This window comes from Leptospira inadai serovar Lyme str. 10, assembly GCF_000243675.2.
Taxonomy (GTDB): Bacteria; Spirochaetota; Leptospiria; order Leptospirales; family Leptospiraceae; genus Leptospira_B; species Leptospira_B inadai.
Map to the genome: position 1 here is coordinate 338,392 of NZ_AHMM02000017.1, position 26,764 is coordinate 365,155.

Below are 26,764 nucleotides of genomic sequence, written 5' to 3' on the forward strand. Positions count from 1 at the left end.
ATCCTCATCCAGAAACGCGGCCATTCGGAAAAAGATTTATTTTTAGCCTTTCCATACGAAGAACGAAATTCAATTTGCCGATTCGGCTTCGATTTAGATTTCCGGGGTCCCATGACCGCGAAGCGCCTTCGAAATAGAGCGAGCATATTCGTATAATTTTTCTTTGCAAACTTCCGAATTTGTTCCGTTCTCTTCGATGATCCTTTGCACGGCCGAGCCGATGATAATTCCGTCCGAATACGCCGAAATTTCCTTCGCTTGTTCCGGCGATGAAATTCCGAATCCGGCGCAAACGGGAAGTTCGAAAAGAGTCTTGGTAAATCGGATCCGATCTTCCAAACCTTCCGAAACGGCTTTTCTTTCACCCGTTACTCCGTAGGATGTAACGTAATAAACGAAGCCCGACGCGAATTCGCGAATTCCTTTCATTCGGGAAGCCGGAGTTGCGGGCGTAACCAAATGGATGAGATCGATTCCTCTTTTTTTTAGGGATTTGAAAAGAGCACCGGTTTCCGAAGTGTCGAACGGAAGGTCCGGGATAATCATTCCTTGAATTCCGGAAACCTTGGCCTTTTCGGCGAAATCTTCGAAACCATAACTGTAAATCGGATTAAAATAAGTCAGGTAAACGAGAGGAACATGGGGATGCTTTGCGTAAATTCTCGCAGTAGTATCCAAAATCAGATCCATCGAAAAAGGATGGGCCAATGCCCTCTTAAACGCTTTTTGGATCACGGGTCCGTCGGCTACCGGATCGGAAAAAGGAATTCCCAATTCCAATATTCCGGCCCCGCCGCGAATCAGAGCGTCGGCCCAATCCACGCAGGAATCATAATCCGGATCGCCCAGGGAAATATAAGGAATAAATGTGCTGGTGGTTTCCGAAAAGACGCTTCGAATTGCGCTCAAAGAACTTCTCCTTTAATGATGCCCGTTAAGCGAGCCACTTCGGCGACGTCCTTATCGCCCCTGCCCGAGAGACAAATCAATATATCTTTCTTCCTACCCAAATCCTTCGCTAAACTTTTTGCAAAGTGGAAGGCATGCGCGGTTTCGAGAGCGGGAATAATTCCTTCCACACGACACACTTCTAAAAACGAATCCAGGGCGCCTTCGTCGGAAACAGTTTCGTATTTGACTCTACCCGAGCTATGCAAGTAAGCATGCTCGGGCCCGACACCCGGATAGTCCAAACCGGCGGAAACGGAATGCGCGGGGACGACCTGACCGTTGGAGTCTTGAATCACTAAAGTCTTGGTTCCGTGTAAAAAACCCGTCTTTCCGAACGACATCGTCGCGGAATGTTCACCCGGAGCGGAGCCTCTTCCTCCGGCCTCGACCCCGTATAATATTACTTTTTTATCATGTAAAAAATCGTAAAAGATTCCCATCGCATTGGAACCGCCCCCGACACAGGCAACCACCGCGTCCGGCAATTTATCGTTCGTTTTTCGAAATTGTTTTTTGGATTCTCGCCCGATTACGGCTTGAAAATCCCGAACGATCGTCGGGAAGGGATGAGGCCCGATCACCGAACCTACTATATAATGGGTATCGGCGACGTTTAGTGCCCAATCTCTCATCGCTTCCGATGTCGCGTCTTTTAGAGTGGCAGTTCCGGAAGAAACTCCCACTACCTTCGCGCCTAACATCTGCATGCGAATTTCGTTCAACTTCTGGCGACGAAGATCTTCCTCTCCCATATAAACTACGGTCTCAAATCCGAATAAGGCGCCCACTGTCGCAGTCGCGACTCCATGTTGACCCGCTCCGGTTTCCGCGATTACCCGCCTCTTCCCCATTGCCTTTGCAATTAAAGCCTGACCGATCGTATTATTAATTTTATGCGCGCCGGTATGATTCAAATCTTCTCGCTTGAGCCAAACTCTAGCGCCGCCCCAAGCTTGAGTCAATTTCTCCGCAAACGTTAAGGGGGAAGGTCTTCCGATATAATTTCTTTGATAGTATTCCAGATCTTTCTTAAATTTCTTACTTTTGCGAAGTCGATTATAAGTAGATTCCAGTTCGATCAAAGCCTCGGTGAGAATTTCCGGAGCGTATCTTCCTCCGAATTCCCCGAAGTATCCTTCTTTTTCCGTGAAGCTGCGTTCTTTAGCCATATATCGGATCCTTCCGGAGGATCAATCCTCCGCCAACTCTTGGTATAATTCCTGGCGCAACCGTTCTACTCGACTCACGAGATCATCAAAGTTCTTGAATGTAAAAACTTCTTCTTTGTCTTTCTTCCTATTATAGACGGAAATTTCTCCGGCTTCGAAGAACTTCTTACCGACGGTGACCCGGATCGGAAAGCCGATCAATTCGGAATCCTTAAACTTAAATCCCGGGCCGAGATCGCGATCGTCCCAAAAAACTTCGAAACCCTCGCTCGAAAGAGCATCGTAAAATTCCTTGGCCTTCGCTTCCTGCTCGGAACCTTTTCCTAGAGTCACGAGAGAAACTTCGAAAGGAGCGATACTGATCGGCCAATAGATTCCCTTTTCGTCGTTGCATTGCTCGATGACGGTCGCCATCGTACGATTCACTCCGATCCCGTAACAACCCATGGTAAGCGACCTAGCTTTTCCCTGTTGATCCAATACTTGAATCTGGAACGACTTGGTGTATTTATCACCTAATTTAAAAATATGCCCTACTTCGACTCCCTTTTCCGCTTTTAGAGGCTTTCCGCAATCCGGACAGGGATCTCCCTCCCGAGTCAAAGCGATATCCGCGGTTTCGAATTCCGACTTCATTTCCTTAGCGGGGACATAGCCCTGAATATGGGCATCTTCCTTTCCGGCGCCTACGATATAGGGTTGGTCTTTGCGAATGGAAGAATCCAAAATGACTCGGAACGAGGAATCGGCATCGGAGGGTCCGATATAGCCCGGAAAGAGTCCGGCGGATTTCAATTCGGCTTCCGGTATTAAATCCAACTCGGGCCATTTAAGATGGGCCTTTAGTTTATGTTCGTTTAATTCCAGATCTCCCCGTAAAAAGACGAGAACCGATTCTTTTCCGTTTTTTAATGCTACGGCTTTCAAAGTATCTTCCGGACGAACGGAAAGAAGATCCGCGACTTCCTGGATACTTTTTTTACCGGGGGTCGAAACTTCCTTCTTTTCTTTCGGGCCGCTCGGAGCCGAAGCTTCGGTGGAAATAAACGGGGTCTTTTCGCTATTGGAATTGTATCCGCAGTTTCCGCAAAGCAATAGGGTTTCTTCTCCTATCGGAGAAACGACCATAAACTCTTCGGAGGCGGAGCCACCCATGGCACCCGAATCCGCCTGAACCGGGATCGTTTTTAGTCCACATCGCTGGAAGATTTTTCGATACGCCGTCCTCATATCCTGGTAGGTCGCATCTAAAGAAGCATCGTCTAAGTGAAAAGAATATGCATCTTTCATAATAAACTCCCGGGAGCGGATTACGCCGAATCTAGGCCTGATTTCGTCCCGAAACTTTGTATGAATTTGGTAAACATTTAACGGCAAATCCTTGTAGGATTTCAAAAGCGGTTTTATGAGATAGGAAAAGGATTCCTCGTGCGTCGGGCCGAGCGCATACCATTGACCATGCCGATCCTTCACTCTGAACATTTCCTGCCCCATGACGGACCAACGCCCCGACTGCTCCCAAAATTCCGACGGGGTTAATATCGGAAGTTCGAACTCCAAAGCCCCGGTTGCGTCCATCTCCTGTCGAACGATGGACTCGATTTTTTTTAAGACTCTTAATCCTAGGGGTAAAAAGAAGTAAAATCCCGAACCCGATTTCCGGACGAGTCCGGCACGGATCATCAATCGATGTGAGGCAACGACCGCATCTGCGGGATTTTCTTTTTCAGTCGGTAAAATATATTTTGATGCTCTCATGCCGGCCTAACGGAAGAAATCGTAATAGCTGACGTAAAATCCTAATCCCAATAGGAAGAAGAATCCGATTCTCAAGATTCCTTCCATGACTCTTTGAGGCAAGGGCCTACCAGCTACAGCTTCGTATGCAAAAAAAACGATATGTCCACCGTCGGCCACGGGAATCGGAAGTAAATTCATAATCATTAAAGCGATCGAAATCTTCGCGACGAATTCCCAATAATCCAGGATCCCGTTCCCCATAAAATATTGCGAAGCCTTGAAGAGTCCTACCGGACCCGAAAGGCTATCCTTCACTTTGATCAATCCGGAAAATAGCATTCCCAATCCACGAAGATTGTCGGAAATCATTTTTATGATGTCCTTTCCGGATTGAGTGAACGCTTCCAGGAGGGAAAGCTTGCGATCCATTCTTTCTTCGTTAACGTACATGGTGGCTCGGAAGCCGAGCAAACCGATATTTCTCAATCCGAGAGTCGCTTCCCAGGAATCCCCGCCCATTTGCAATTGGACCCGCTGTCCGATTCTGCCCCGGACTTCGTCCAAAAAATCCTCGAAGTTAGCGAAAGATTTCCCGTTTACCTTCAAATTCAGAAGTTTCAATTTCACTTCGGGATCATAACTGAGCAGATTTCGAGACGAAAGAGAGAGCTCGGGATATTTTTGATCCTTTAAATTTTTAAATTCGACCACGTAGGCCGGAAGAACCGGCATCTCGACCTCTATTTTCTCCCTCGACCACGGGTTTAAAAGAGGATATTTTTTCCGATCGATTACGAGTTTGACTTTCTCCTTCTGAAACTTACCCAGAGTTTCCTGCAATTGCGGAACGGTATGAACTTCCATCCCGTTGACCGATAAAATACGGTCACCGTCGTTTAAATAATCCAAGGCTCTAGCCTGCAGAATTTTTTGTCGTTCTTTCGATTCCTGCAAAGCCAATTGTTCCGGAGGAAGATCTCTTCCGACCGCGATACGTTCCATCCTTTCTTTTTGATAGAGTTCCGCTTCCTTATTCTTATCCAGCTTCGACGAGAGCCAATGATAAAGGCGATCGGACAAATCGAACTCGGCTTCCACCCAACGTTCGCCTGCGAACTCGATCCCTAAATAGGCGTCGGGAACCTTAATTTCAAAGGGCTTTCCACCGTCCCGCTCCACGCGAAGAGAGACTTCATGTCCTTTAGAAAGTCCTAATTCTGAAATGAGTTCGTATTTGGTTTCGGTCCTAATTCCGTTTACGGCCAAAATCTTATCGCCGCTTCTTAAACCGGCATGATACCCGGGGGAGTATTCGTTATAAGCGGGCTCCAGATAGATTCGATTTCCGGAAGGATTATGCCCGTAAAGATAAAGTACTAAAACGATGATGAAACCTAGGATTAAGTTGAATAGAGGTCCGCCGATGACCGGTATCATCCTCTTTAAAGGAGGAGTCGATAGGAACTCCCCCTTTTCTCCTTTTACATTGCTACCGTATTCGTCTCCTTTAAAAAGAACGTATCCACCGATCGGAATCCCGGTGATTTGAAAGGTAGTCTCCCCGATCTGCTTTTTCCAGATTCCCTTGCCGTAACCGATGGAAAAAACTCTGGCCTTGACGCCGACAAGCCAACCCATAACTAAATGCCCGAGTTCGTGAATGAAAATACAAAGCGCGAGCATAAACACAGCGCCGAAGATAAGAGTTAACATGATTGCGTGACCTTTCCTTTACGGGAATTAAGAACAAATTCTCTAGTTTTACGATCCGCCTCTTCGTAACCCTCCAAATCGGAAGGAAATGAAATTGCGATCGTATTCAAAGCCGAATGGATTCGATTTGGGATCTCCGTAAATCCGATCTCGCCTTTCAAAAAAAGGTCCACTGCGACTTCATTGGCCGCGTTAAAGATCGAAGGCGCGGTTCCTCCCGCTCGGCCTGCTTCGTAAGCCAAAGATAAGCCCGGATATCGAGCAGGATCCACTTCTAAAAATTCCAAATTTCCCCAAGACGTGCTCGGGTGGGAGCGTAATACTTTCGGAACGATTGCCGGATAAAAGAGAGAATGCGCGACGGGAAAAATCATATCCGGATAGGAAGAATAAACGAAGCTAGCGCCGTCCTTCATCTCCACGATTCCGTGGGCAATGCTCTGGGGATGAATAACGACTCCGATTTTTTCATAAGGAAAACCGAATAGATAATGAGCTTCGATTACTTCCAAACCCTTGTTGATCATTCCGGCGGAATCCACCGTAATTTTCGGTCCCATATTCCAGGTCGGATGCCGTAGAGCCTGCCCAATCGTGACCTTCTCCAATTCTCCGACCGGTAGCGTTCGAAACGGACCGCCCGAAGCGGTCAGAACGATCCGCTCCGGAGAATCCTTTTTTACGTTTTCCAAAAGTTGATATAATGCGTTATGTTCCGAGTCGACCGGCACCAGGTATGCTTTAGAAGTTTTTAATAGTTCGTTGATATAAGGCCCGCAGGTGACCAACGTCTCTTTATTGGCTATACCGATTTTTTTTCCGGCTCGAATCGCTTCGATCGTCGGCCGAACACCGCTAGCGCCCACCACCGCGGTAATTACCGATTCGATTTGGGGATCCTGTACTAATTGAGAAAGAGAGGACATTCCGTATAGGATTTCCGTTTTGCCGATTTTCTTTCCTAAAACGAGTCGATCCACGGAATCGCCGGTGACGCAAAGAATATCCGGACGAAATTCTTCCGCGATCGATTTCGCTTTTTCTAAGTTTGAATGAACGCTGAAGGATCGGAGCCTGAATTCTTCCGGAAAAGTTCTCAGTACCTTGAGCGTGGATTCGCCTACGGAACCGGATGCTCCGAGGATGCAGACGTTCCTGGTCATATAGGGATTAGACTGGAAAGCCCAAGGCCCCTTTGATCTGCAGATAAAAATACAGCATAGGAACCGTCAAAAGAAGAGCATCCGCCCGATCCAAAATTCCGCCGTGTCCCGGGATTAGATTTCCCGAATCCTTTACTTTTGCATCCCTCTTCATCGCCGATTCCAAAAGGTCTCCGATCACGCCTACAATGGAAAGAATCAAGGAAATCAATAATACTTCGGCGCCCCCCACAGGAGTAGGTACACCCGTATTTTTTTCCCAAATATAATTCAGTAAAAAGACGGACAGTGCGGCAATAATGATTCCTGAGACGTAGCCCTCCCAGGTTTTTTTGGGAGAAATCGCTAATCCCGCCGGATTTCGTCCGAACCATCGACCTCCGAAATATCCGCCTACATCCGTTAAGAACGTAGCAACCGAAACGAGAAAGATATAATAAATTCCGTCATTCATTCCCAGAAGTAAGAGCAAATGTCCCAACGGAACTCCCGCATAAAAAACTCCTAAAACAGTGGAGCTCACGGAAAAAATGGCACCGTCCAAAGGTCTCCTCAAAATCTGCAGCACGAAGCTCGTGATGAATAATAAAACGAATGCAAATATAACGGCGTCGAACGGAGGCACGAAGAATTTAAAGTTCCTTTGAAAGACCATCGGGGCCTCGAACTTATTTTGGGCCGCGACGAATCTAAAATAGTACAATAACAAAATCACGAGGAAGAAAAAAATTCCGGTTCCTTTAAAAGGACGCCCGTCTTGCTGGCGATCGGAAAGCCTGTAGAACTCCGTCAGCCCTATCACGCCGCCGACTCCGAGAAGAATTAACGTTTGAAGATAATAAAAATCACGATAGAAAATCATGAAAAGATAAAGGACTACAAGTACAGCGGCGGACAGTATCCGTTTCGGTGTTTCACCCATTTTCTAAACCTCCAAATTTTCGAGTTCTTCCGTTGAACCATTCCAATGCCAGGTCGAGACTTTTTCTGTCGAACTCGGGCCAGAGCGTTTCACTGAAAAAAAGCTCCGCGTATGCGGACTGCCATAGGAGAAAATTGGACAGCCTTTGTTCCCCGGCAGTTCTGATCAGTAAATCTACGGGGGGAAGAGGGTACGTATACAAATATTTTTCAAGTTCTTTGGTCGTGACTGCCTTTCCGGGCGAGACTTTCTTCTTATGCCTCTCTTCGATCAAACGCCCGACTGCTGTGAGCAGTTCCTCCTGAGAGCCGTAATTCAAACAAAAATTTACGGTTAAATTACGATTTTTTCTCGTTACTTCGACGGCATGATCTATCTTCATTAAGACCTTGGCTGAGAGACGTTTCCGGGAACCGGAATGCAGAATTCGAATTCCTTTTTCGGCAATGGTATCCAAGCGGGATTCGATGAATTCCACGAGCAGGTCGAAAATCGATCTGATTTCGGTAATCGGACGCTTCCAGTTTTCGGTAGAAAACGCATACAAAGAGACGTTTTCCAAACCGATCGCCAGGCTAGCGTCCATCAAACGATCGATCGCATCCGCTCCGGCGCGGTGCCCTTGGGACCGAGGCAATCCTCTGGCCGTGGCCCATCTGCCGTTTCCATCCATGATGACCGCCACATGGCGGGGAAGTTTAGAACGAGAAGAAATCACTTAGATTGTGGTGATTTCCTTCTCCTTGTCGGCCGTGACTGCGGAGATTTTATCGATATAAGAGTCGGTAATCTTTTGCACCTGATCTTGAACGGATTTTAATTCGTCCTGAGATATTCCCTCGGAATGCCTTTTCAGATCTTCCAGCGTATCCCTTCGAATATTACGAACGGCAACCTTCTTTTCTTCTGACTTCGATTTGACGACCTTGGCCAGCTCTTTTCGTCTCTCTCCCGTTAGTTCTGGAATCACGATCCGAATGACTGAGCCGTCGTTCGTAGGCTGAAGACCAAGGCCCGAAGCTTGAATCCCCTTTTCAATGTCCTTAATGATTCCCTTATCATAGGGAGAAACCACGAGCAATCTAGGCTCGGGAACGGAGATATTACCGAGCTGATTGATCGGAGTCGGGGCACCGTAGTATTCTACTTTAATATCTTCGATCAGAGCGGGATTGGCTCGTCCCGTCCGAATCCCGGCAAAATCCTTGCGGAGGAGTTCCACCGTTTTATCCATTTTGGACTTCATTGTGTTTAGAAGTTCGTCATTCGCCATCGATCTGTATATCCTCCGAGTTAGAAATCAAAGTACCGATTTCCTTACCGACGACCAGATCTTTTAAATTGCCCCGCTTAAAAATGTCAAATACGATAATGGGCATATTGTTTTCCATACAAAGGCTGAGCGCCGTAGAATCCATGACTTGTAACCGTCTTTTGATCGATTCCATGAAAGAAACCTGACTATAGCGTTTCGCCGTCGGCTCCTTCTTAGGATCGGCTTCGTAAACTCCGTCCACTTTGGTCGCCTTGAGGATCAATTCGCAACCGACTTCGACCGCTCTTAAACTAGCTGCCGTATCCGTGGTGAAATACGGGTTACCGATTCCCCCGGCAAAAATAACGATCCGCTTTTTTTCTAGGTGTCGAACGGCGCGCCTGCGAATATAGCTCTCGGCAACGGAATGAATATCGATAGCGGATTGGACCCTTGTATAGAGTCCTTTTTTTTCACAAGCATCCTGCAAAGCCAACGCGTTTTGAATGGTAGCGAGCATTCCCATATAATCGGCAGTGGCCCGGTCGATCCCGACTTTCACCAAATTGGCTCCTCGAATTAGGTTCCCGCCTCCGACTACGATGGAAATCTCCACCCCGAGAGCATGAACTTCCTTCAATTCCTCCGCCAAGGAATGGGTCTTTTTACTATCGATTCCGAACTCTCCCTCTCCGGCAAGGGCTTCGCCGGAAAGTTTGATTAAGATACGCTTGTACTTTGCGGTTTCCTGTGCCAAAGTTTACAGGCCGCCTACCTGGTACCGGGTAAAGCGGGCTACGGTGATATTTTCGCCAAACTTCGCAATGGACTCCTTAACCAGATCGTCGACCGTCTTAGCATTGTCTTTGATGAACGCTTGGTTGAGTAGGCAGACTTCGGAAAAATATTTCTTAATTTTTCCGGGAACGATCTTTTCGATTTGTTCCGGCTTTTTGCCCTCTTCCTTCAGCTGCGCTTCGATCACTTTTTTTTCCCGCTCGATATCCTCGGCGGGAACTTGATCTTCGCTCACGTATAGGGGAGCCATTGCCGCAATCTGAAGACAAAGCTCCTTTCCCAAAGCCTCGAAGCCTTCGTTACGGGAAACGAAATCCGTCTCCGAATTGAGTTCCAAAAGAACGCCGATTTTACCGTCTCCATGAATGTACGAAACGGTCCGACCTTCTTTCGTTACTCGACCGGCTTTTTTTGCTGCCTTCGCAATTCCTTTTTCACGCAGCCAATCCGCGGATTTATCGATGTTATTATCGTTTTCTGCAAGAGCTTTCTTGCAATCCATGAGCCCCGCGCCGGTCCGGTCGCGGAGTTCCTTAATCAGGTCTGTGGTAGATGCTGACAACGCCTTCCCCCTTACTCGTTCTTGTCGATTTCGATCGTGGCCGCAATCGTAGGCTCGGTCGTTTCCGTGCTAGCGGTACCAGCAGTAGCTGCCGCCGAGGCGGCTGCAGCATCTTCGGCTTTTTTCAAACGATCAGCGTCTTCGTCCATAATGAACTTACCGCTTTCATCATACTCGCCTTGGTATTCCAGTGCAAGAGCTTCGGAATCCAGATCTTCGCTAAAGCGAGGTTGTTCAACGACACCGCCGGTTCCTTCGATGACCGCATTGGACATCGTCTCGAGAAAAAGAGAGATAGCTCGAATTGCGTCGTCATTTCCGGGAATCGGATAATCGATCAATTCAGGGTCGCAATTAGTATCTACGACCGCAAAGATTTTAAGTCCGAGTTTCCGAGCTTCTTTAACCGCGATTTCCTCTTTTTTAGGATCGATGACGAACAGTATGTCCGGAATCGAAACCATATCCTTTATGCCGCCCAATGTTTTCCGAAGTTTTTCGGATTCGCGACGAAGAGAGAGGATTTCCTTTTTGGTTTTTACTTCCTTTTCGAAAGTATTTTCGGTTTCCATCGCTTCCAATTTCTTTAATCTTGCGATGGATTTTTTAACCGTATTCCAGTTCGTTAAAAGACCGCCCGGCCAACGGTTATTAATGAAATACATATTGGAGCGGATCGCTTCCCTTTCGATCGCTCCGCGGGCTTGTTTCTTCGTTCCGACAAAAAGGACTTTCTTTCCTTCGCTGGTTAAACGCTTGAGAGCATCGTACGCTTCTTTAGCTTTCTGTACGGTCTTTTGAAGATCGATGATATGAATCCCGTTTCTTGCCGTGAAGACGTAGGGAGCCATTTTGGGATTCCATTTGCGAGTCTGGTGGCCGAAGTGAACTCCGGTTTCCAGAAGGTTTTTCATGGAAATTACTGACATGAGTTGTTTACCCCTTTTTTAGTACGAAGAACAATGTCGCCACAAGTCCCAAAAGACTTGCAGGGGTAACTTGAACTTCGACTTTGATTACGTAAAGTTCTAGCCGAACCGCTTCCTGAAGGAGGTAGACAGAGAGGAAATGAACGCCTAAAAGACGATCCAAAAGAACGCCGACTACGGCTCCCGCTAAGGAACCAAGGACAATTGCAATGGCGATTTTTCCCGCTTTTGCGCCGTCCATAGGTCGTTTCGGGCTAGCAGATACCAATTTCGCAGAAATGACCTATGGGTCAATCTTTATTGGGAAGTATCATCTCACAGTTGCCTTCGAACACGACTCCGTCCGCAATCTGTAATTTTGCCGTTTTGATATTCCCGTTTACTTTTCCGGTGGGCAACATTTCCAGTCGTTGCGTCGCGATCACGTTTCCGGTGATTTCGCCTCCAACCACGACCGTCCCGGCCTTAATATTAGCTTTAACTTTGGCTCCTTCGCTTATCAAAAGAAATCCTTCCGATTCGATTTCTCCCTGGAATTCTCCGGAAATTTCCAAGGGTCTGCGGAAGTTCAGGATGCCCGAAAAAGACGTTTCTCGCCCTAGAACCGTTGAGATGGTTCCGTGTTCGGTGACGGTTCGTGTGGGTTTGGTTGCGCTAGGAGCTTTTTTGGACATGATACCTTTATTATTTTGTCTTCATTTCAAATACGCCATCCCAGTCCTGGGGCGGCGGTTCCGCGATAAACGCCTCGCAACGACCTATATATTTTTTGGAAGGTCCGTCTCCGGGGGTAATTTCTAACGCCTTTTTAAACAACCCCAACGCTTCCGTAAACTTCCCGTTCTTATAAAGCTGAAGGCCTTCGTTGTACAATTTGAGAGTTTCCTTAAACGATTCGGAGACCATGAGTTCACTCCTTATAAAGAACTACTACGGCGGTGGAATAATTTTCCGCGTGACTGATCGAAACAGACACACCGCTATAACCTTTCTCGATGAACAATTCTTTCGATTTTCCGTGAAGTACCAATTCTTTTTTTCCGAATTCCTTCCCGAAAAGCTCGATTTCCCTCATATCCAAGGCCACCTTATCGCCGGCTTCGATCGCCTTGATGAAGGCTTCTTTGACGCAAAATCTACCGCTTAAATGCGGAACAGGGTCCTTTCTGCCCGTGCAATATTGAATCTCGGTTTCCGAAAAAACCCGCTTTAAAAACCGTTCGCCGTGTCTTTCCAGGAGATCGCGAATCCGATCGTTTTCTACGATATCATTCCCGATGGAAATTTTCATTCTTCCTCGGGTGTCGGTAACGGTTCTTCGGAGTTCGGTTCCGTCTCTCCCTCCGTGCCTTCCTCTCCGGTCTCGTTATCCAGATCCGGGCGAACTCTATATAAGATGGAAATCCGATCCGGAAAGAAACTTTGTATATCGACCGATTTTAGAGCGGGAGCTTTCGTTAAACGAACTTTAGCGAGAACGGGTTTATTATCCGGTACTAGCTTTTTAGTTTTCGGATCGTACTTATGAGTGCATGCCACCGTCGCAGATAGGCCCTTGATGATTTGAATGCTTCTGAGCGGGGTCTTGGATTGTAATTTAACCGAGATTTCCTGTTCCGAAAACTCGGCCTCCAAATTCTTGTCCAGGGACTGACACTTTACCGGCACACCTAATACGATGCTTTCCCCCGGCGTAGAGGAATTCGCAATAATACTGACTCGGATCGAAATTTCCTTAACATTTTCCCGGTATCTTAGTCCGGAGGGAAGTTCGGGAAGTTTTTGTTTTACCGTAAACGATTCGGTTTTATCCTTCAGGGAAATCGCAGGTAGAGTGATTCGTCCAAGCTTCTCCAATTGTGCGTGGTTCCCGATCACCACCAAATTGGCCGGAGATATAAAGTGGGAAGACTTTACGTAATCCTTAGGAGGATCTCCGGTAAACTTCACGTCCAAAGTCAACGTGCGACTGATATTGGAATCGACGATGATCTTGACTTTATCCTTTAAGCGAGTCACGCGAAGACCTGCGGGAACTCCTCCGATACGAACCACGTTGACGAAATTTTCCCCCGGATGGAGATCCGCGGCGGATATATAGGCTTTGAGGGAGGGAGAATAGAAGTTCACGTAATCCCGGACTCCTTCCACTTTCACCGGAAACGTAACGTCCGAGCCTTTAGCGATCATCATCCCGCCGGATAATTTCGGGTAATCGATCTTAATATTCACCTCGCGAACGAGAATTTTCGAATTCTGAAGATTGATATAGAAAACGATCGCGAGTATAACCGAACCGAGTTTGGCCTGCCAATTGCTTAGGAGGGTTTTAAGCATTTAAATCCTCCCTTTCGTCCCCTTCCGCTTTCTTATCGGAACTCGGTTTTTTTTCGTGCAGAATAGTATTTAATAAATTCTTTAACTCGATCGGCTTAACAGGATGAATCATTTCCCCGTCGTAGCAAACGGAAATTTCTCCCGTCTCTTCCGAAGTGACTACGACCACCGCGTCCGACTCTTCGGCGATTCCAAGAGCGGCCCTGTGGCGGGCTCCCATCCTAGCATCGTCTAAATTTTGAGCCATTGGCAAAAAAGCACCCGCACACGCGATTCGGTTTTGTTCGATAATCACGGCTCCGTCATGAAGTGCCGTATTTTTTTTAAAGATCGTGAGCAATAAACTGGAAGAAAGTACCGCATCCAATTGAACGGCTTGCTCGGCGATCTCCTTGAGACTATGTTCCCGAACGATGGCGATGATGGAGCCGGTCTTATTCTTTGCCATGATCTTGGCGGCTTCCACGATTTCATCCAGATCGGTAACGGTTTTAAGAAGGAAGGGCCGAAAGAATTTCAGCCTCGCCATATCGCCCGTAATTTTCCGGAGCTCCGGCTGTAAAAGAACGATGATCGCGAAAACGAGAGCGGGCCGTATATTATCGATGATCCAGTCTAAAAGTTCCAGTTCGGCGTACTGGGCAAAAATCCCGAGCAACCAAATCAATCCGATTCCGAGTAAAAGTTGGACTCCTCTGGTTCTGCGAATCGTAGCATAAAATTGGTATATTAAAAAACTGACGATCAGTATATCGAGAATCACGTTGATCCCGAATCGATCGTTTTGAAAAAGGGTGATATTCTTAAAGAATCCCATTTTCGGTTTCCTAAAGTCCTAAAACGGCGAACATATCATAAAGCCCTTTTCCTCTTCCTGCCAAAAACTCGGCAGCCTTGACGGAACCGACTGCGAACGTTTTCCGATCCTGGGCCTTATGCGAAATTTCGATTCTCTCTTCGGGAGTGAAAAAATATACGGTGTGATCTCCGATCACTTCGCCGGCTCGCAGCGTATGAATTCCGATCTCCTTGGGATCCCTTTCGGGTAAAATTCCGTGGCGACCGTGGACCACATTGGATTCGTTACGACCCAGGGTTTCCAGTAAAATGGATTTCAGCTTTTCGGCGGTACCGGAAGGAGAATCCTTTTTATGACGATGATGGATATCCTGAATTTCGATGTCTGAGAGATCACCCAGAACTTTCGCGGCAATCTCGGTCAGTTTAAAAAGCAAATTCACTCCGATGGACATATTGGGTGAATATACGATCGGAATATGCGAAGAGGCTTCCTTGAGAAGATGCTTATGCGCGTCGATTAAACCCGTCGTACCCACCACGACCGGCTTTCCTGCATGAATACAACTCTCCAGCACGTCGGAAAGAACTTCTCGGATGGAAAAATCTATGACGATATCCGAAGAAGCGACGGCTTTGTTTAGATCGTCCGTAAACGGAATCTGATTCGACTTCAGCCCGGAATGCAAACCCGAATCCAATCCGAGGTACACGGATCCTTTACTGACCACGGCTGCCGAAAGTTCGGAAACTTTCGACTGAGATAGAACTTGGATGATGGCCGTTCCCATCCTTCCCGAAGCTCCGATGACCGCGACCCGATTTTTTGCCGTCAAAATATTCTCCTCTAGTTATAACCTTTCCCGATTAGGTCGGAAATGGTTTTCTTTAATTTTTCCGCTGCCGCATTTTGAGTAAGAGGAGTTAATGGAAGACGAATTTCCGAAGAACAATATCCGTTCCAGCTCATCGCTGCCTTAATCGGTATCGGATTCGTTTCAGTAAATGCCAGCGCAAATAATTCCAAGAAATCGTAATGAATCTTTTGTGCCGCCTTCATATCCCCCTTTTGAAACGTATCCACCAGTTTGACGATGCTCGCCGGGAATAAATTCGAAATCACGGATACTACCCCGACTCCCCCCACGGACAACAAAGGTAAGGTTAGATTATCGTCTCCCGAAAGGACGGTCATTTTATTTCCGACCAAGGAAATCAATTTAGCCATTTGACCCAGATCTCCGGTGGCTTCCTTCATGGAACGAATCTGCGGATGTTCCGAAAGTCTGAGAACCGTTTCCGGAAGTAAATTTACGCTAGTCCTACCGGGAATATTATAGAGCATGATGGGAACCGAAGAATGATCCGCGATTTCCTTGAAATGTAGATACATCCCTTCCTGGGTCGGTTTATTATAATACGGATTGACTTGCAAAATTCCGTCCACGCCGTCCTTACAAGCCTCTTCGGTTAACAATACCGCTTCCCGAGTAGAATTGGAACCGGTACCGGCGACGACCAGGATTCTTTTTTTTACGGTGCGGACAGTCTCGCGGATCAACTCTGCGTGCTCGTCATGGGACAAAGTCGGAGATTCTCCCGTAGTACCGCAAGGTACGACTCCGCTGACCCCTCCTTTTATCTGCTTTTCCAAGAGAGAAAAATAAGAGTCGTAGTCGATTTTTCCGTTCTTGAAAGGGGTGATGATGGCCGTAAAAACGCCTCGAAACATAATTTGTAAATTCCTTGCCCCTGGGTGATTTGGCAATAAAAATACCCCGATTCTTCGATCTTGGCTTTCGGTCCCATAATTCCGATTCCGAGTTGCCTTAGGTCGCGATATGGCGATTCTGGTAGGTCGATGCTCGTTTCCGCAGAATTATTGACTTCCTACTCGGCGACTTTCCTTCTCTCGTTAGGACTCTGTAGGCTTTATATCGGTTCGAAAAGGATCACGATCTCGGACGTCCCCAACGAACGCAGTATGCACCAAGCTGCCACAAAGAAGTCCGGAGGGATTTGGATCTTCGTTTCATTCAGTTTTATCCTAGGCCTCTTCAGTTACTTCGGCATAGCGGAATTTCCGTTGCACTGGTGGACCGGAATTTTATTTTTTTTCTTAATCGGTTTAGGCGACGATGTGAAGGGACTAAGCCCCTACCTTCGATTCGGAGCCGAATTCATTTTCTTGGCGGCCTGGGTCAGCCTGGCCCCGTTTCGAATCTCCCTATTCGGTTACGATTTAGGAGTCTCTCCCGGTGGTTTCGGCGAGGTTACTTTAATCTCGCTCTATCTACTTTTCTTTATCAATCTCTGCAATTTCATGGACGGGTTAGATACCTATCTAACCACAAATTTAATCTTTATGGCTTTCGCGACGACGATAGTTTCCGGTAACGACCTTCCGTTTTCGTACCTTTTGATTTTTGCCGCCTTGTTCGGTTTTCTAACCTGGAATTTGCCGAAGGCCAAACTATTCTTAGGCGATTCGGGTTCTTTATTTTTAGGATTCGCCTTAAGCGCATTGCCCTTCGATGTCGCAAGATCGAAAGCATTCGAATTTTCCGACCTTTTCTTTTTCGCTCCGGTATTTTTTACCGATGGTCTATTAACGATCTTAGTCAGATTGTACAAAAAAGAGAATATTTTCCGAGCGCACCGCTCTCATTTATACCAGCTTTTTGCGATTAGGACCCATAACAAAGGATGGGTTTCGTTAGGGTTTACGCTCGCAAATATTCCGGGGCTGTTGATCTGGGCTCTTGTTCCCAAATACTGGTCCGTATTTCTGACCGTTTTTCTATATTCGTTCTGCTACGTATATTTCAGAAGGGAATTGCTTCGTAAAAAGACGATATAAATTAAGAATATTAGAATGTTCTTCTAATTTCTCCCATCCGCCAGCTCATATAAACCAACGCGGCAAGTTCCATTAAACCGGCCCATACGAAGGTGGAAGAAATTCCGATACGGTCCGAAAAGAAACCCGCAAGAACGCCGGTAATCGCCGGCGTTAAGAGAAATACCAAACTATAAATGGATAAAATCCTTCCGCGTATATAATTTTCCGTATGCTGCTGAATTCCGGCTGGAATGATCGTAATGATTACTCCGGTGAGACTTCCGAACACGAATAAAACGAAGGTCGTCAAAAACAAACTCGAAGAAAGAAACGGAAGTCCGGCAAAGAGTAGACTACTGATGAAAGCCGCGCCGAATAAGATATGCCCCTTCTTACGAATTCCATGCACGAAGAACGTCGCCGATCCCCCTAAAACGAGACCGATTCCTAGAGAAGTTAGAAGCGCGCCTCTCGCCGATTCGGATAGGCCCAGAACTTCCTTGGCATACTTAGGTAAGAGAACTTGAATCGGCCCCACGAGCATCACGACCGTTCCGAGTAAGTATAGGAATTGTCGCACTAACTCGGATCTTCCAAGATAGGCGATTATCTGACTCACATTCGTTACCTGATTTTGAGTATTCCTTCCCTTTGAATCCAAAGGAAGAAACGCGAGTAGTACTACGCTTATCAAATAGGAACATCCGATACCTAAAAAAACTTGTTTGAACGATAGGAATTCCCTCAAAGATCCTGCGGCCAACGGAGCTAATCCGTACCCGAATAGCACAAGCGTGTTTAACCAGACGCTATGCTTTCCGATTTTTGAATGATCGACCAGATCTCCCAGAATCGCAAATCTTCCCGGCATCACGAACGCCAGTCCGATTCCCGAGAGGATGGAAGGAATCAGGAGAAGATAGGGCCGCCCCTTGCCGATCCAATCCAGTTCGAGAGAGAGGGCGGCAAAACCCGCACCGACCGCCATCGAGAGCTGAGCGCTCCCTAACACCCATTTTCTAGAATAACGATCCAATAAACGACCGGCCGGAAAACTCAAAAACAAAAGCGGGATGCATACGCAAAAAAATACCCATCCGGAAAAAGCGTCCGAATCCGAGATATTCTGGGATAAAATAATCGCAGTATAATTATACATATTCCCGGCAAGAAGACCGAGAATCGAAGATAAATAATAAAGTAAAATCACCAATACGGACGTTTTACGAAGACGAATGCCTACGCAAGAAATTTACCGATCTTGCTCCAAAAAGGGAGTTTTCAAATGATAAGTAGTTCACTTGACGGAAAATATTTAAAAGGAGAATCTCCTAAAATCGTATGGCCTCCTCGACAGTTAGATTTGATTCCGTAAAATATCTGCCTCGCTTAGCGGAATTCATGAGCCGGGAGATAGAACGCCATCTTAAAAAAGCGGAGGACCTTCGCACTCTTTCGGCGTCACATTTTGAAATTCTAACTTTTTTATTGCGAAAAGAGAAAACGAATATGTCTCTGATCGCCAGGGCGATTCACAGAAAAAAATCGACGGTGACCGTCCTCGTTAATAAGCTCGAAGATCTAGGTTTAGTCAGAAAATATAATTCCGACGAAGACAAGCGGGAAACGAATCTCGAACTGACCGAACGGGGCCGGGCAGTTCGAGGACTAGCCAAACGCATCAGTTCCGGCATAATGTCCTTAAAACTATGGGGTTTAAGTTCCAAAGAATCGGAACAGCTATTTCATTTATTAGAAAAAACGTATACTCATCTCAGAGACACGAAAAAACTTTAATTGATCGCTTTATTGAATTCCGGTCTTCGCCCGGCTATCAAAGCGTCGATTCCCTCGACCGCGTCGACGCTTTGAACGCTTTCTATCGTTTTTCCCTTATCATATTCGAACGTTTCTCGTAAGTCTTGGGATAAATAACGAACCGCTTCCTTGCACGACGACGTCGCCGATCGGGAATTTTTCGAGAGTTTCTTCGCAAATTTTTGAACCGCATCCTGTAAGGTTAGGGAGTCGTCAAAGACTTCGTCAAGCAACCCGACTTCCTTTGCCTCCGATCCCTTATAAGCGGTTCCGAGCAGAATGTGGCGTTCCGCCTCTCGAATCCCGACGATATTCGAAAACATTTTAGCGACCGAAGTGGGAACCCGAATCCCCATCTTCACTTCCGGCAACCCGATTCTGGAATTTTGTAAACCGAATCTAAAATCGCTCGCGATACCGATCATCGCCCCGTAACCGATCGCGTGTCCGCTTATCTCCGCCAAAACGGGACAAGGGAAGAAATGAATTTTTTGCAATATTCCGAAAAAGTAATCTAAGAAAGGTACTAAGTCCTTCCGGATCTCTTCTTTTTTCAATTCGCCCAAATTAAGCCCTTGAGAAAAAACCCCTTCTCGATCGCTGCCGATCACCAAAACTCTTAGATCGGAGTTTATCGCCGATTTCAAGGCTGCGTCCAGTTTCCGAAAAGCTTCGAAAGTAAAACTATTTTTATCGTCGGAATTCAAGGTAATTCTACCGATTCCATCGTCTTCCGTAAATCGAACCGATTCCATATCCCGCTCCATTTAGTTAGATATCTTACTATTTGTTTCGAACAAATTCTGTAAAGAAAATTTCCTCGAAAATTTGCTTTAATGAGGGTCGGCGGACGATTCAGAGTTCCGGTCCCGTAGCGCGAAATTTCGCCCGACCGGGCTTACGTCGAATTTCGAATTTAAAATTGCGCTAATTATATCTGGCCATCAATTTTTTTAAACCGAGTTTCGCCGGCTCATAGCCTGAATCGATCTGTAACGCCGATTCGAACTCGATTCTTGCACGATCGAGATACCCTAGAGTTTCCCAACAACACCCTGCATTAAAAAACGGATAAACTCGAACTTCGTATCGAGGAGCATGCTTGGCCTTTTCAAACCAGGGAACGGCTTCCAGATACTTTTTCTGCTGCATTAGATAGACGCCGATATCATTATAAGGATTCCCTAATTTAGCGTCCGTATCGATGGCTCTATGGCAATATTCGATCGCCTTTTCCGTTTTGCCTGCGAGGGAATAGACCCAACCTAAAAATGTCCAGGCCTCGGCGGTCGGGCGGAGAGAAAGGCTTTTCCGATAATAAAAGGAGGCGCGTTTCAGATCGCCCTCAGTTTGGAATTTATAACCTTCCAGGAAATAGTGTTTTGCATCCTCGTTTTCGCCGAACGCTCTTAGATACATAGGGTGGATCATTCAATCTTCTCCTTATCTCTCGATTTGCGGAACAATTCTTTTCACTTAGGATACGTTTCCTTCGCTTAACAAAGTGGAAAGGTTTTCACGATGATTTAGCATAAACCGTATTCGTCGAAATCCTTCGCTCTCTTACCTTTAGACATCCCGAACCCTCCGTATGATCGGACGGGATCCGAATGATTCCACTATGCATATGGTATTTCACGGAATAATAAAAAGGCGGCCAGCGGAGAACTCCGGTATCGAACGAAGAAAGTGGCCTTCGATAATTCGTAGGTTTCGATCTAGGATACGGATAAAGATCAAAATACCCGTCTCGTTGGCCGCCATTTCGGGCAGTTTGATGTAGAAAACATACGTTTACCAGTGTTTTTTGATCCGGATGGGAATTTTTGGAATAGGATCGAAATCTCGGATCCGATCGGCTCAAATCCTCCCGATTCGACCGCCATGCTCGGGCGCTAACGGAATAATAGAAAATTCCGAACTCCCCTCTTCACGATTCCGTTCCCGGGATCTCGTTGAAGATTCGATCGAGTCAATTGTGAAAATCAAAACTAATCCATCGGTTTCGCCTTCCATTCGGGAAAACGAAGACTCTCTAAAAATTCTTTTTCATAAACCGTTGATAAGCGAAGAAGAGGGGCCAAAAAATCCAGGCAGTAAGGACGCAAATACAAAGGCAGATTACCCATACCGTGCCTAATGTTTTCAACAAAAAGGCGCCGGAAAAACCGAGTAAGACGGAAGCCTTTGTCTGTAGTACCATCGTAATTCTTACCAAATCGACAGGATTCAATAGTATTATGATTAAGGCGGGGATTTCTATCGGATATTCTCCCAAATATAAACTTAAAACGAAAATGAACGAATCGAAAAATACGAAAAAATACAACCAAATCAGGAGCGCGCCCGCGATGATCAATTCCCCTTTCTTAAAGAATGTGGCGAGCAAAAAAGCTAGGGATACGAAAATCAAAATTAAGATCGCACCGAAGCAGATCAATTCCATAAAAAGAAGAATAAAATGAATATCGGAATAAAACGAGAAGAATCCGGGAATCCCCACTCCCAATAATAAACCCAACGATAATGAGGCGGAAATTCCCAAATACTTTCCGATAAAATATTCGGATCTAGTGACCGATTTGGAAAAAAGCACTTCCGCAAAAGGAAGAGAGTCCATAAAAGACAACCCGGCAAACGTAATCGTAAAGAGAGGAACGATCAAAAGAACCACGTTCATTAAACTTGCGATGAGCCTTACTCCGTTCTCGTCGCCGAAATAATTCAAGATGCTGACGCAAATCGCCAGAAAAAATCCGAAGATGAAAATCCATCTGCTTCTAATGTTTTCCTTTAATTCGAAAATTAGAATCTCTTTCATCGTGGATTCTCATATTCCTTATTCCAAAATTCCATAAGCGAGAGTTGTAGACTTTCGAACCCGCTTTTCCTAAGAAATTCCTGAGGAGATTCGTCGATTAAAAGAGATCCATCCGATAGAAGCAGAAATCGGTCGGCTACGTCTTCTACTTCCGCAAGAATATGAGTGGAAAAAATGACTAGCGCTCCCTCCTTTTTTTTCTTTCTAAGCAGTTCCTTCAAAATATGAGACACATAAGGATCCAAACTCGCGGTCGGTTCATCGATTACATAAATATTCTTTTTAGAGGAAAAGCATTGGAGTATATTCACTTTTTGTTTTGTTCCTCCGGAAAGGGATCCTATTTTCTTATTCTCCTGAGATCTCAATCCTAGCTTCTCGTACATTTCGGAAAAAGTTTCCTCGTCGAACGGCTCCAATTTCTTAAAAAAATCGACCAATTCTAGAATCGTAAGATTTTTAGGAAAACTCGGGCTTTGCGGCATATAACCTATACTGCCTTCCGCTTCTGTACGCTTCGAGGGTGGAATGGCATTGAAAAGAATGGAGCCGCTCGACGGCTTTACTAAACCGATGATACTTTTTATTAATGAACTCTTACCCGAGCCGTTCGGACCTATGATCGATAGAATATTTCCTCCCTCGACCCGAAACGAGACGTTTTTTACGACCTTTGATTTGCCGTAGGAAACTTCCAAATTTCTTATATCCATCATATGTTTCCTTTCATGGTCGGTTTCGGATCTTCAAAATCGATCGGGGTTACGATCGGAAAGGCATTCTCTATTCCTTGCAAAAAAGTGACTACAGGAGATTCATAAAGAACCATTAGGAACGGATAAATCGCGACCCAATACCCGAAAAAATGAATCGGTCTATGCGGAGAATCCCCGATTTTATCTCCGTCCAAATCGTAACCTCTATAACTATCCCAGTAATTCCGGGAAAATTGATTCGCGGTTTTCTTCGCGTTAGTGCTGATATCGAACACGTTATCCCGAAAATCGTTTTTGGAAAAAACGTTCGAATCGCTGCTTCCTAAAATACGCACGCCCCAACCGTTTTCTTCGATCGTATTATAGGTAAAAAAATTGCGATTACAACCGTCCGCAAAAATAGCCGTCGAGTTTTCTATAAATTTATTTTTTACTAAAATACTGTCGGAGATTTCCTTTAGCAAGAGACCGTAAGAACTCTCCCCCCAATTATTCCTGAAGGTATTATTTTCGATCAGGATATTCTTACTGTACATTACTGCGACGCCGGCGGAGTTGCTCTCGAACGTGTTTCCTCGAAAATCGTTATCGGAGGAAAACATGAAATGCATTCCGTATCTGATATTGTTTTTAGAAACGTTATTTTCGATCTTAAGGTTGGAGGAAAATTCCAAGTAAATTCCGTCCCGATGTTTTTCCGCCCGATTACCGATAATTTGCACGTACTTCGAATTCCAAAGATGAACCCCGTTTCCACCGGAAACCTCGTTACGCGCATTACCCTGGGTAATATTATCGTTTATTCGGCAATTACTTACTTCGGCCAAATAAATCGCGTAAGCGGTATCTTCGAAGGTATTATTCGCGAAAATACAGTTGTTGATCTTCTGGGCATGAATTCCGGCATATTCCGTCGTGTCCGAAATACCGCTCGCGATAATTTTCAATCCTCGAATCGTCACTCCGTTCGAGGTGATATCGAAAACATGCTTTTCTTTTTTTCCGTCGATTATGGCCCCTGGCAGCCCGAGAATCGAAATTCTCTTATCAACATGAATTTCACCTTCCTTGTATAATCCTGATTTTATAATGATAGTATCTCCGTCCTGAGATGTATCGATCGCCTTTCGAAGAGAGGAAATAGCGCAGTCCGGACATACGATAATTTCCCGTGAAAGAAGTTCCTTTCCGGATAGAATCAAAACGAGGAAAATCATTCCGCTTATACTTCTAACAAGCGCTGAAATCGAAGGATTATGCTTTAAAACTTTTCCGATCCTAAAGCTCATAAACTTACTGAATCAAAATGCCGGTATGTAACGCTAAATATGATTTCGCTCTTTCCAAGGATCTAAAAGCTCCGAGCCCCTTTCCCATGGGGGAATGAATCGATTCGGATTGAACGAAAACCGCATTCGGTTCGAGTAGCATTTTCCCTGGACTCTCGAAATCCGAAACCCAAACGGAACGGATGGTCGGCTGATTTTCACGGATATAGGATTGCAGACATTCGATCGAATCGAAATAATATCTGCGACCTTTCTGCGTTAAAAATTGCGCATGAAACCGAAAATCGACGATGGACATCGAGCAATACTGACATTGCTCCCGCCCTGCCTCCGGTACTATCGGCTCATTTTTCGTGCAACCAGCGGAGAGAAGGAGAGCAATTAGGAAAGAATAGGATAGTTTACTTTTCATACAAGGATCGTTTTCTCTCGGACCAAAGTATAATCAACAGACATAGTAATGCCGAAAAAAGAATTACCCCGCCGTAAGAGGGAAAACTGCATGCGGTTATATTCAACATTTGTTTACAACCTAAGAGAGGGGGTTGGTACGCCATTCCGGGAACGATAATCGGCGCATCCGGATTCAGATTATGACCGTAGTTATATTCCCATCTCCAAAAATCATATAACCCCACCAAGCCGACGAGAATTATATTAATTATACCTAATGCTGCAAATCCGACTCTAGGAACAGCAAAAGTCACGAACGCTCCGAAAATCAAATACCCTAATACGAAAGGCATAAATAATAATTCCGGTATGGACGCCGATATTATTTCACGCATACCTATATAATGATTTAATAAATTAATATTCTGCAAGTCGTAAGGAGTAGAACCGGTCACCGTATTGATCCAGATCTTCATCCCCAACCCCTCCGGATACTGAGGAGCATCCAGAGTGATATCCCATAGAGGTAGAAAAAAAACGCCGATAAGAACGATGCCGACCCCTAAAATTAGGAGTCGGTTTTGCTTAGAAAGTCTTTGAAATAGTAAATCTTTCATAGTTTTCTTTTCTTACGGACTTACACGGATGTATTGTTGCATTTCTTGGTGTAAGGCGGAACAAAAATCAGTGCAGTAAAAGGGGTAAATCCCCGGCTTCGAAGCCATCCATTTGAAAGTTCTCGTTTGACCCGGCATGATCAGTAAGTTCGGCATTTCCGGCGCGCCGTTGATTGCAAAGCCGTGCGGAATATCGAAATCCTGCTCCAAATTAGTGACGTGGAAATAAACCGTGTCCCCTTTCCGAACTTCGATCGTATCCGGTTTGAAATGGGATCTTATTTGAGTCATTAAAACCCTGACCACGTTTCCTTCACGCATGACTCTTGCGTCCTTTTCGTTCTTAATCGCATAGGGATGTTTATTTTCCTCTAACGGATAAATTTTAGCAGCCTTGTCCATTAACATTTTAGCGGGTACCATTTGAGAATAATGGGGTTCACCTACGGTAGGAAAATCCGAAAGTAATTCCGCTTTGTTACCCGAAATATCATAGAGCTGAGCGCTTTGCGGCAATTCCATTCCGACCGGAAGATATCGATCCTTCGTAATCTTATTTAAAGCTATCAAATACTTTCCGTAAGGCTCTTTAGAACTTCCGCCTACGATCGAAAGGTGACCGACACTATAGTAAGCGGGCAAATGTTGAACCACTTCCCAAGTACCTAGCTTCCATTTTACGACCTCCGAACTCACAAAGCAGGAAGTATACGCATATCCCTTACCGTCAAATTCCGTATGCAAAGGACCTAAACAAGGCTTATTCACTTCACCCGCCAAAGTTGATTCATACTTTAGAACCGGAATATTCATGATTTCCTTGGTTCTATGTTCGGGTTTGTCTTTTACATCCATGAGCTTAGTAAAGGAATGAACCGGAATGACCGTCGCCAATTTACCTCCGCCCACGATATACTCTCCCGTGGGATCAACGTCCGTTCCGTGCGGGCTTTTTGGAGTCGGTAAATAATACATTACGCCCGGACAATCTTTCGGCTGAAGCATTTTGACTCCGCTTAATTTCTCGGAAATCGCCGGTTGATTTTCAGGCAAGAAATTTCTGTAATACTCTCCGCCGAAATTGGAAGCCTTGCCTTGATCCAAACATTGCTTAGCGCGAACCCAATTGAAAGCGAGAATATAATCCTTATCGTTTTTAGAAGCCCCGACTTCTATCATCTTATAGGCTTGCTCGGTATTATACGAAGTAAAGAAGCACCAATCATGAGACTTTCCTTTTCCGCAATGCGAGAGATCGTAATCGAATCCCGGAACGAGTATTTGCAGCTCTATCGAAAGGCGACCGGATTTAGGGTCGACTTTAACCATCGTGATCGTTCCCTTAAAATCACCTTTAGAAAAGTTTTCGATCGGAATACTACTTTGAGGAATAGGGACCGAAAACCTGGTTGCAGCCATTAAATATTCGGTATTCTCGGTTGCGAATGGAGACGCGTGGTTACCGGCGGTGTTCGGGATTTCGATAATCTCTTTAGTTTCAAAGGATTTCAAATCGATTCTAGCTAATCGCGGAGTGTTATTCGCATTCAGAAACATCCATCTGCCGTCCTGCTTACCGTCGGTCATCGACGCTTCAACGTGATGGCTATCGTCCCAGGGAACGTAACCGTGAGTCGTCCTAAGCATATTCTTGGTCTCTTCGTCGTACCCGTAACCGTTTTCCGGAAAGACAGAAAAGACGGGAATGATCTTAAACAATCTTGCGGAAGGAATTCCGTAGACTGACATCTGTCCGCTAAATCCGCCGGAAAGAAATGCATAAACTTCGTCCTTGTCTCCTGGAGCAACGTAAACTCTCTTTGCAGCGTCCGAGGCGAGAGAGGCCGTCGCCGCTCCCTTTTTACATCCTACAAGTGCAAGGAATATCAATCCTAAATAAAAGAAATATTTGAATATCTTAATATTCATCT

At 45.6% G+C, this 26,764-nt stretch carries 30 protein-coding genes; 2 read left to right on the top strand and 28 right to left on the bottom strand.

The window, feature by feature from the left end:
* Positions 1-93: 93 nt before the first annotated feature.
* From trpA to dapA, 19 genes are read right to left on the bottom strand one after another with little or no spacing between them, the layout of a single operon-like run.
* Positions 94-909 carry a tryptophan synthase subunit alpha gene (gene trpA / locus LEP1GSC047_RS10865; protein ID WP_010418096.1) on the bottom strand — a complete coding sequence of 272 codons (816 nt, stop codon included), beginning with the start codon at positions 907-909 and terminating at the stop codon, positions 94-96.
* On the bottom strand, positions 906-2,120 hold the full coding sequence (trpB, locus tag LEP1GSC047_RS10870; RefSeq protein ID WP_010418093.1) for a tryptophan synthase subunit beta: 1,215 nt from the start codon (positions 2,118-2,120) through the stop codon (positions 906-908). The genes trpA and trpB overlap by 4 nt, the downstream gene beginning before the upstream one ends.
* A 21-nt stretch (positions 2,121-2,141) precedes the next feature.
* A complete protein-coding gene (locus LEP1GSC047_RS10875; protein WP_010418090.1) occupies positions 2,142-3,878 on the bottom strand; it encodes a proline--tRNA ligase in 1,737 nt (578 codons plus the stop codon).
* A gap of 6 nt (positions 3,879-3,884) precedes the next feature.
* Positions 3,885-5,573, bottom strand: a complete 1,689-nt coding sequence (locus LEP1GSC047_RS10880; protein ID WP_010418087.1) for a site-2 protease family protein — start codon at positions 5,571-5,573, stop codon at positions 3,885-3,887.
* Entirely contained in the window at positions 5,567-6,736 is a 1,170-nt protein-coding gene (gene dxr, locus LEP1GSC047_RS10885; protein WP_010418086.1) for a 1-deoxy-D-xylulose-5-phosphate reductoisomerase, read from the bottom strand. The genes LEP1GSC047_RS10880 and dxr overlap by 7 nt, the downstream gene beginning before the upstream one ends.
* A gap of 7 nt (positions 6,737-6,743) precedes the next feature.
* Complete coding sequence (locus tag LEP1GSC047_RS10890) at positions 6,744-7,658, bottom strand: phosphatidate cytidylyltransferase (protein ID WP_010418083.1); 915 nt, start codon at positions 7,656-7,658, stop codon at positions 6,744-6,746.
* On the bottom strand, positions 7,651-8,376 hold the full coding sequence (locus LEP1GSC047_RS10895; protein WP_010418080.1) for an isoprenyl transferase: 726 nt from the start codon (positions 8,374-8,376) through the stop codon (positions 7,651-7,653). Before LEP1GSC047_RS10895 ends, LEP1GSC047_RS10890 begins: the two co-directional genes overlap by 8 nt.
* Positions 8,377-8,931: a ribosome recycling factor gene (gene frr / locus LEP1GSC047_RS10900; RefSeq protein WP_010418077.1), complete on the bottom strand. Its 555-nt coding sequence runs from the start codon at positions 8,929-8,931 to the stop codon at positions 8,377-8,379.
* Positions 8,921-9,670, bottom strand: a complete 750-nt coding sequence (pyrH, locus tag LEP1GSC047_RS10905) for a UMP kinase (RefSeq protein WP_010418074.1) — start codon at positions 9,668-9,670, stop codon at positions 8,921-8,923. The genes frr and pyrH overlap by 11 nt, the downstream gene beginning before the upstream one ends.
* Positions 9,671-9,673: 3 nt before the next feature.
* Positions 9,674-10,273 carry a translation elongation factor Ts gene (tsf, locus tag LEP1GSC047_RS10910; RefSeq protein ID WP_039934645.1) on the bottom strand — a complete coding sequence of 200 codons (600 nt, stop codon included), beginning with the start codon at positions 10,271-10,273 and terminating at the stop codon, positions 9,674-9,676.
* Between the two features lie 11 nt (positions 10,274-10,284).
* Positions 10,285-11,202, bottom strand: coding sequence for a 30S ribosomal protein S2 (rpsB, locus tag LEP1GSC047_RS10915; RefSeq protein WP_010418069.1), 918 nt, complete (start codon positions 11,200-11,202; stop codon positions 10,285-10,287).
* Positions 11,203-11,209: 7 nt separating this feature from the next.
* Entirely contained in the window at positions 11,210-11,470 is a 261-nt protein-coding gene (locus LEP1GSC047_RS10920) for a hypothetical protein (RefSeq protein WP_180993187.1), read from the bottom strand.
* Between the two features lie 22 nt (positions 11,471-11,492).
* Entirely contained in the window at positions 11,493-11,876 is a 384-nt protein-coding gene (locus LEP1GSC047_RS10925) for a bactofilin family protein (RefSeq protein ID WP_010418065.1), read from the bottom strand.
* 10 nt (positions 11,877-11,886) lie between these two features.
* The gene (locus tag LEP1GSC047_RS10930; protein WP_010418061.1) at positions 11,887-12,108 is read right to left on the bottom strand and encodes a tetratricopeptide repeat protein; all 222 of its coding nucleotides are present in this window, start codon (positions 12,106-12,108) and stop codon (positions 11,887-11,889) included.
* Positions 12,109-12,112: 4 nt separating this feature from the next.
* Positions 12,113-12,493 (bottom strand): holo-ACP synthase, encoded by a 381-nt coding sequence (acpS, locus tag LEP1GSC047_RS10935; RefSeq protein ID WP_010418059.1) that lies wholly within the window; start codon positions 12,491-12,493, stop codon positions 12,113-12,115.
* Positions 12,490-13,539: a CdaR family protein gene (locus LEP1GSC047_RS10940; RefSeq protein WP_010418055.1), complete on the bottom strand. Its 1,050-nt coding sequence runs from the start codon at positions 13,537-13,539 to the stop codon at positions 12,490-12,492. The genes acpS and LEP1GSC047_RS10940 overlap by 4 nt, the downstream gene beginning before the upstream one ends.
* Positions 13,532-14,356: a diadenylate cyclase CdaA gene (gene cdaA, locus LEP1GSC047_RS10945; protein WP_010418052.1), complete on the bottom strand. Its 825-nt coding sequence runs from the start codon at positions 14,354-14,356 to the stop codon at positions 13,532-13,534. Before cdaA ends, LEP1GSC047_RS10940 begins: the two co-directional genes overlap by 8 nt.
* Before the next feature lie 10 nt (positions 14,357-14,366).
* Positions 14,367-15,173 carry a 4-hydroxy-tetrahydrodipicolinate reductase gene (gene dapB, locus LEP1GSC047_RS10950; RefSeq protein ID WP_010418050.1) on the bottom strand — a complete coding sequence of 269 codons (807 nt, stop codon included), beginning with the start codon at positions 15,171-15,173 and terminating at the stop codon, positions 14,367-14,369.
* A gap of 11 nt (positions 15,174-15,184) precedes the next feature.
* Complete coding sequence (gene dapA, locus LEP1GSC047_RS10955; RefSeq protein WP_010418047.1) at positions 15,185-16,069, bottom strand: 4-hydroxy-tetrahydrodipicolinate synthase; 885 nt, start codon at positions 16,067-16,069, stop codon at positions 15,185-15,187.
* A gap of 129 nt (positions 16,070-16,198) precedes the next feature.
* On the opposite strand from dapA, the gene LEP1GSC047_RS10960 reads away from it, so the two are divergent.
* Positions 16,199-17,197, top strand: a complete 999-nt coding sequence (locus LEP1GSC047_RS10960; protein WP_020988600.1) for an MraY family glycosyltransferase — start codon at positions 16,199-16,201, stop codon at positions 17,195-17,197.
* A 10-nt stretch (positions 17,198-17,207) separates the two neighbouring features.
* Here LEP1GSC047_RS10960 and LEP1GSC047_RS10965 read toward each other — a convergent pair whose 3' ends face one another.
* Positions 17,208-18,389 carry an MFS transporter gene (locus LEP1GSC047_RS10965; RefSeq protein ID WP_039934853.1) on the bottom strand — a complete coding sequence of 394 codons (1,182 nt, stop codon included), beginning with the start codon at positions 18,387-18,389 and terminating at the stop codon, positions 17,208-17,210.
* Positions 18,390-18,580: 191 nt separating this feature from the next.
* Here LEP1GSC047_RS10965 and LEP1GSC047_RS10970 point away from each other — a divergent pair, with 191 nt between their 5' ends.
* Positions 18,581-18,976: a MarR family winged helix-turn-helix transcriptional regulator gene (locus LEP1GSC047_RS10970; protein ID WP_238325558.1), complete on the top strand. Its 396-nt coding sequence runs from the start codon at positions 18,581-18,583 to the stop codon at positions 18,974-18,976.
* Here the strand turns inward: LEP1GSC047_RS10970 and LEP1GSC047_RS10975 are convergent.
* The 8 genes from LEP1GSC047_RS10975 to nosZ form a co-directional block, all read right to left on the bottom strand.
* On the bottom strand, positions 18,973-19,752 hold the full coding sequence (locus LEP1GSC047_RS10975; RefSeq protein ID WP_020988693.1) for an enoyl-CoA hydratase/isomerase family protein: 780 nt from the start codon (positions 19,750-19,752) through the stop codon (positions 18,973-18,975). The genes LEP1GSC047_RS10970 and LEP1GSC047_RS10975 overlap by 4 nt on opposite strands.
* 172 nt (positions 19,753-19,924) lie before the next feature.
* Positions 19,925-20,425, bottom strand: a complete 501-nt coding sequence (locus tag LEP1GSC047_RS10980; RefSeq protein ID WP_039934860.1) for a tetratricopeptide repeat protein — start codon at positions 20,423-20,425, stop codon at positions 19,925-19,927.
* 607 nt (positions 20,426-21,032) lie between these two features.
* Complete coding sequence (locus LEP1GSC047_RS10990; protein WP_010418028.1) at positions 21,033-21,818, bottom strand: ABC transporter permease subunit; 786 nt, start codon at positions 21,816-21,818, stop codon at positions 21,033-21,035.
* Positions 21,815-22,534, bottom strand: coding sequence for an ABC transporter ATP-binding protein (locus LEP1GSC047_RS10995; protein ID WP_039934650.1), 720 nt, complete (start codon positions 22,532-22,534; stop codon positions 21,815-21,817). Before LEP1GSC047_RS10995 ends, LEP1GSC047_RS10990 begins: the two co-directional genes overlap by 4 nt.
* Positions 22,531-23,823 carry a nitrous oxide reductase family maturation protein NosD gene (locus LEP1GSC047_RS11000; protein ID WP_010418022.1) on the bottom strand — a complete coding sequence of 431 codons (1,293 nt, stop codon included), beginning with the start codon at positions 23,821-23,823 and terminating at the stop codon, positions 22,531-22,533. The genes LEP1GSC047_RS10995 and LEP1GSC047_RS11000 overlap by 4 nt, the downstream gene beginning before the upstream one ends.
* A gap of 4 nt (positions 23,824-23,827) precedes the next feature.
* A complete protein-coding gene (locus LEP1GSC047_RS11005; RefSeq protein WP_010418019.1) occupies positions 23,828-24,235 on the bottom strand; it encodes a nitrous oxide reductase accessory protein NosL in 408 nt (135 codons plus the stop codon).
* The gene (locus tag LEP1GSC047_RS11010; RefSeq protein WP_010418016.1) at positions 24,225-24,833 is read right to left on the bottom strand and encodes a hypothetical protein; all 609 of its coding nucleotides are present in this window, start codon (positions 24,831-24,833) and stop codon (positions 24,225-24,227) included. Before LEP1GSC047_RS11010 ends, LEP1GSC047_RS11005 begins: the two co-directional genes overlap by 11 nt.
* A 12-nt stretch (positions 24,834-24,845) precedes the next feature.
* A complete protein-coding gene (gene nosZ / locus LEP1GSC047_RS11015) occupies positions 24,846-26,762 on the bottom strand; it encodes a Sec-dependent nitrous-oxide reductase (protein ID WP_010418013.1) in 1,917 nt (638 codons plus the stop codon).
* Positions 26,763-26,764: the final 2 nt, after the last annotated feature.

What these genes read in the sequence shown, in the direction of transcription:
- dxr (WP_010418086.1), bottom strand. Translation starts at nt 6,736, where the DNA reads ATGACCAGGAACGTCTGCATCCTCGGAGCATCCGGTTCCGTAGGCGAA.
- LEP1GSC047_RS10990 (WP_010418028.1), bottom strand. Translation starts at nt 21,818, where the DNA reads ATGAAAGAGATTCTAATTTTCGAATTAAAGGAAAACATTAGAAGCAGA.
- LEP1GSC047_RS11005 (WP_010418019.1), bottom strand. Translation starts at nt 24,235, where the DNA reads ATGAAAAGTAAACTATCCTATTCTTTCCTAATTGCTCTCCTTCTCTCC.
- LEP1GSC047_RS10940 (WP_010418055.1), bottom strand. Translation starts at nt 13,539, where the DNA reads ATGCTTAAAACCCTCCTAAGCAATTGGCAGGCCAAACTCGGTTCGGTT.
- LEP1GSC047_RS11010 (WP_010418016.1), bottom strand. Translation starts at nt 24,833, where the DNA reads ATGAAAGATTTACTATTTCAAAGACTTTCTAAGCAAAACCGACTCCTA.
- LEP1GSC047_RS10925 (WP_010418065.1), bottom strand. Translation starts at nt 11,876, where the DNA reads ATGTCCAAAAAAGCTCCTAGCGCAACCAAACCCACACGAACCGTCACC.
- dapA (WP_010418047.1), bottom strand. Translation starts at nt 16,069, where the DNA reads ATGTTTCGAGGCGTTTTTACGGCCATCATCACCCCTTTCAAGAACGGA.
- LEP1GSC047_RS10960 (WP_020988600.1), top strand. Translation starts at nt 16,199, where the DNA reads ATGCTCGTTTCCGCAGAATTATTGACTTCCTACTCGGCGACTTTCCTT.
- LEP1GSC047_RS10890 (WP_010418083.1), bottom strand. Translation starts at nt 7,658, where the DNA reads ATGGGTGAAACACCGAAACGGATACTGTCCGCCGCTGTACTTGTAGTC.
- LEP1GSC047_RS10975 (WP_020988693.1), bottom strand. Translation starts at nt 19,752, where the DNA reads ATGGAATCGGTTCGATTTACGGAAGACGATGGAATCGGTAGAATTACC.
- LEP1GSC047_RS10880 (WP_010418087.1), bottom strand. Translation starts at nt 5,573, where the DNA reads ATGTTAACTCTTATCTTCGGCGCTGTGTTTATGCTCGCGCTTTGTATT.
- LEP1GSC047_RS10930 (WP_010418061.1), bottom strand. Translation starts at nt 12,108, where the DNA reads ATGGTCTCCGAATCGTTTAAGGAAACTCTCAAATTGTACAACGAAGGC.
- cdaA (WP_010418052.1), bottom strand. Translation starts at nt 14,356, where the DNA reads ATGGGATTCTTTAAGAATATCACCCTTTTTCAAAACGATCGATTCGGG.
- LEP1GSC047_RS10875 (WP_010418090.1), bottom strand. Translation starts at nt 3,878, where the DNA reads ATGAGAGCATCAAAATATATTTTACCGACTGAAAAAGAAAATCCCGCA.
- frr (WP_010418077.1), bottom strand. Translation starts at nt 8,931, where the DNA reads ATGGCGAATGACGAACTTCTAAACACAATGAAGTCCAAAATGGATAAA.
- LEP1GSC047_RS11000 (WP_010418022.1), bottom strand. Translation starts at nt 23,823, where the DNA reads ATGAGCTTTAGGATCGGAAAAGTTTTAAAGCATAATCCTTCGATTTCA.
- acpS (WP_010418059.1), bottom strand. Translation starts at nt 12,493, where the DNA reads ATGAAAATTTCCATCGGGAATGATATCGTAGAAAACGATCGGATTCGC.
- trpB (WP_010418093.1), bottom strand. Translation starts at nt 2,120, where the DNA reads ATGGCTAAAGAACGCAGCTTCACGGAAAAAGAAGGATACTTCGGGGAA.
- LEP1GSC047_RS10995 (WP_039934650.1), bottom strand. Translation starts at nt 22,534, where the DNA reads ATGATGGATATAAGAAATTTGGAAGTTTCCTACGGCAAATCAAAGGTC.
- nosZ (WP_010418013.1), bottom strand. Translation starts at nt 26,762, where the DNA reads ATGAATATTAAGATATTCAAATATTTCTTTTATTTAGGATTGATATTC.
- LEP1GSC047_RS10970 (WP_238325558.1), top strand. Translation starts at nt 18,581, where the DNA reads ATGAGCCGGGAGATAGAACGCCATCTTAAAAAAGCGGAGGACCTTCGC.
- rpsB (WP_010418069.1), bottom strand. Translation starts at nt 11,202, where the DNA reads ATGTCAGTAATTTCCATGAAAAACCTTCTGGAAACCGGAGTTCACTTC.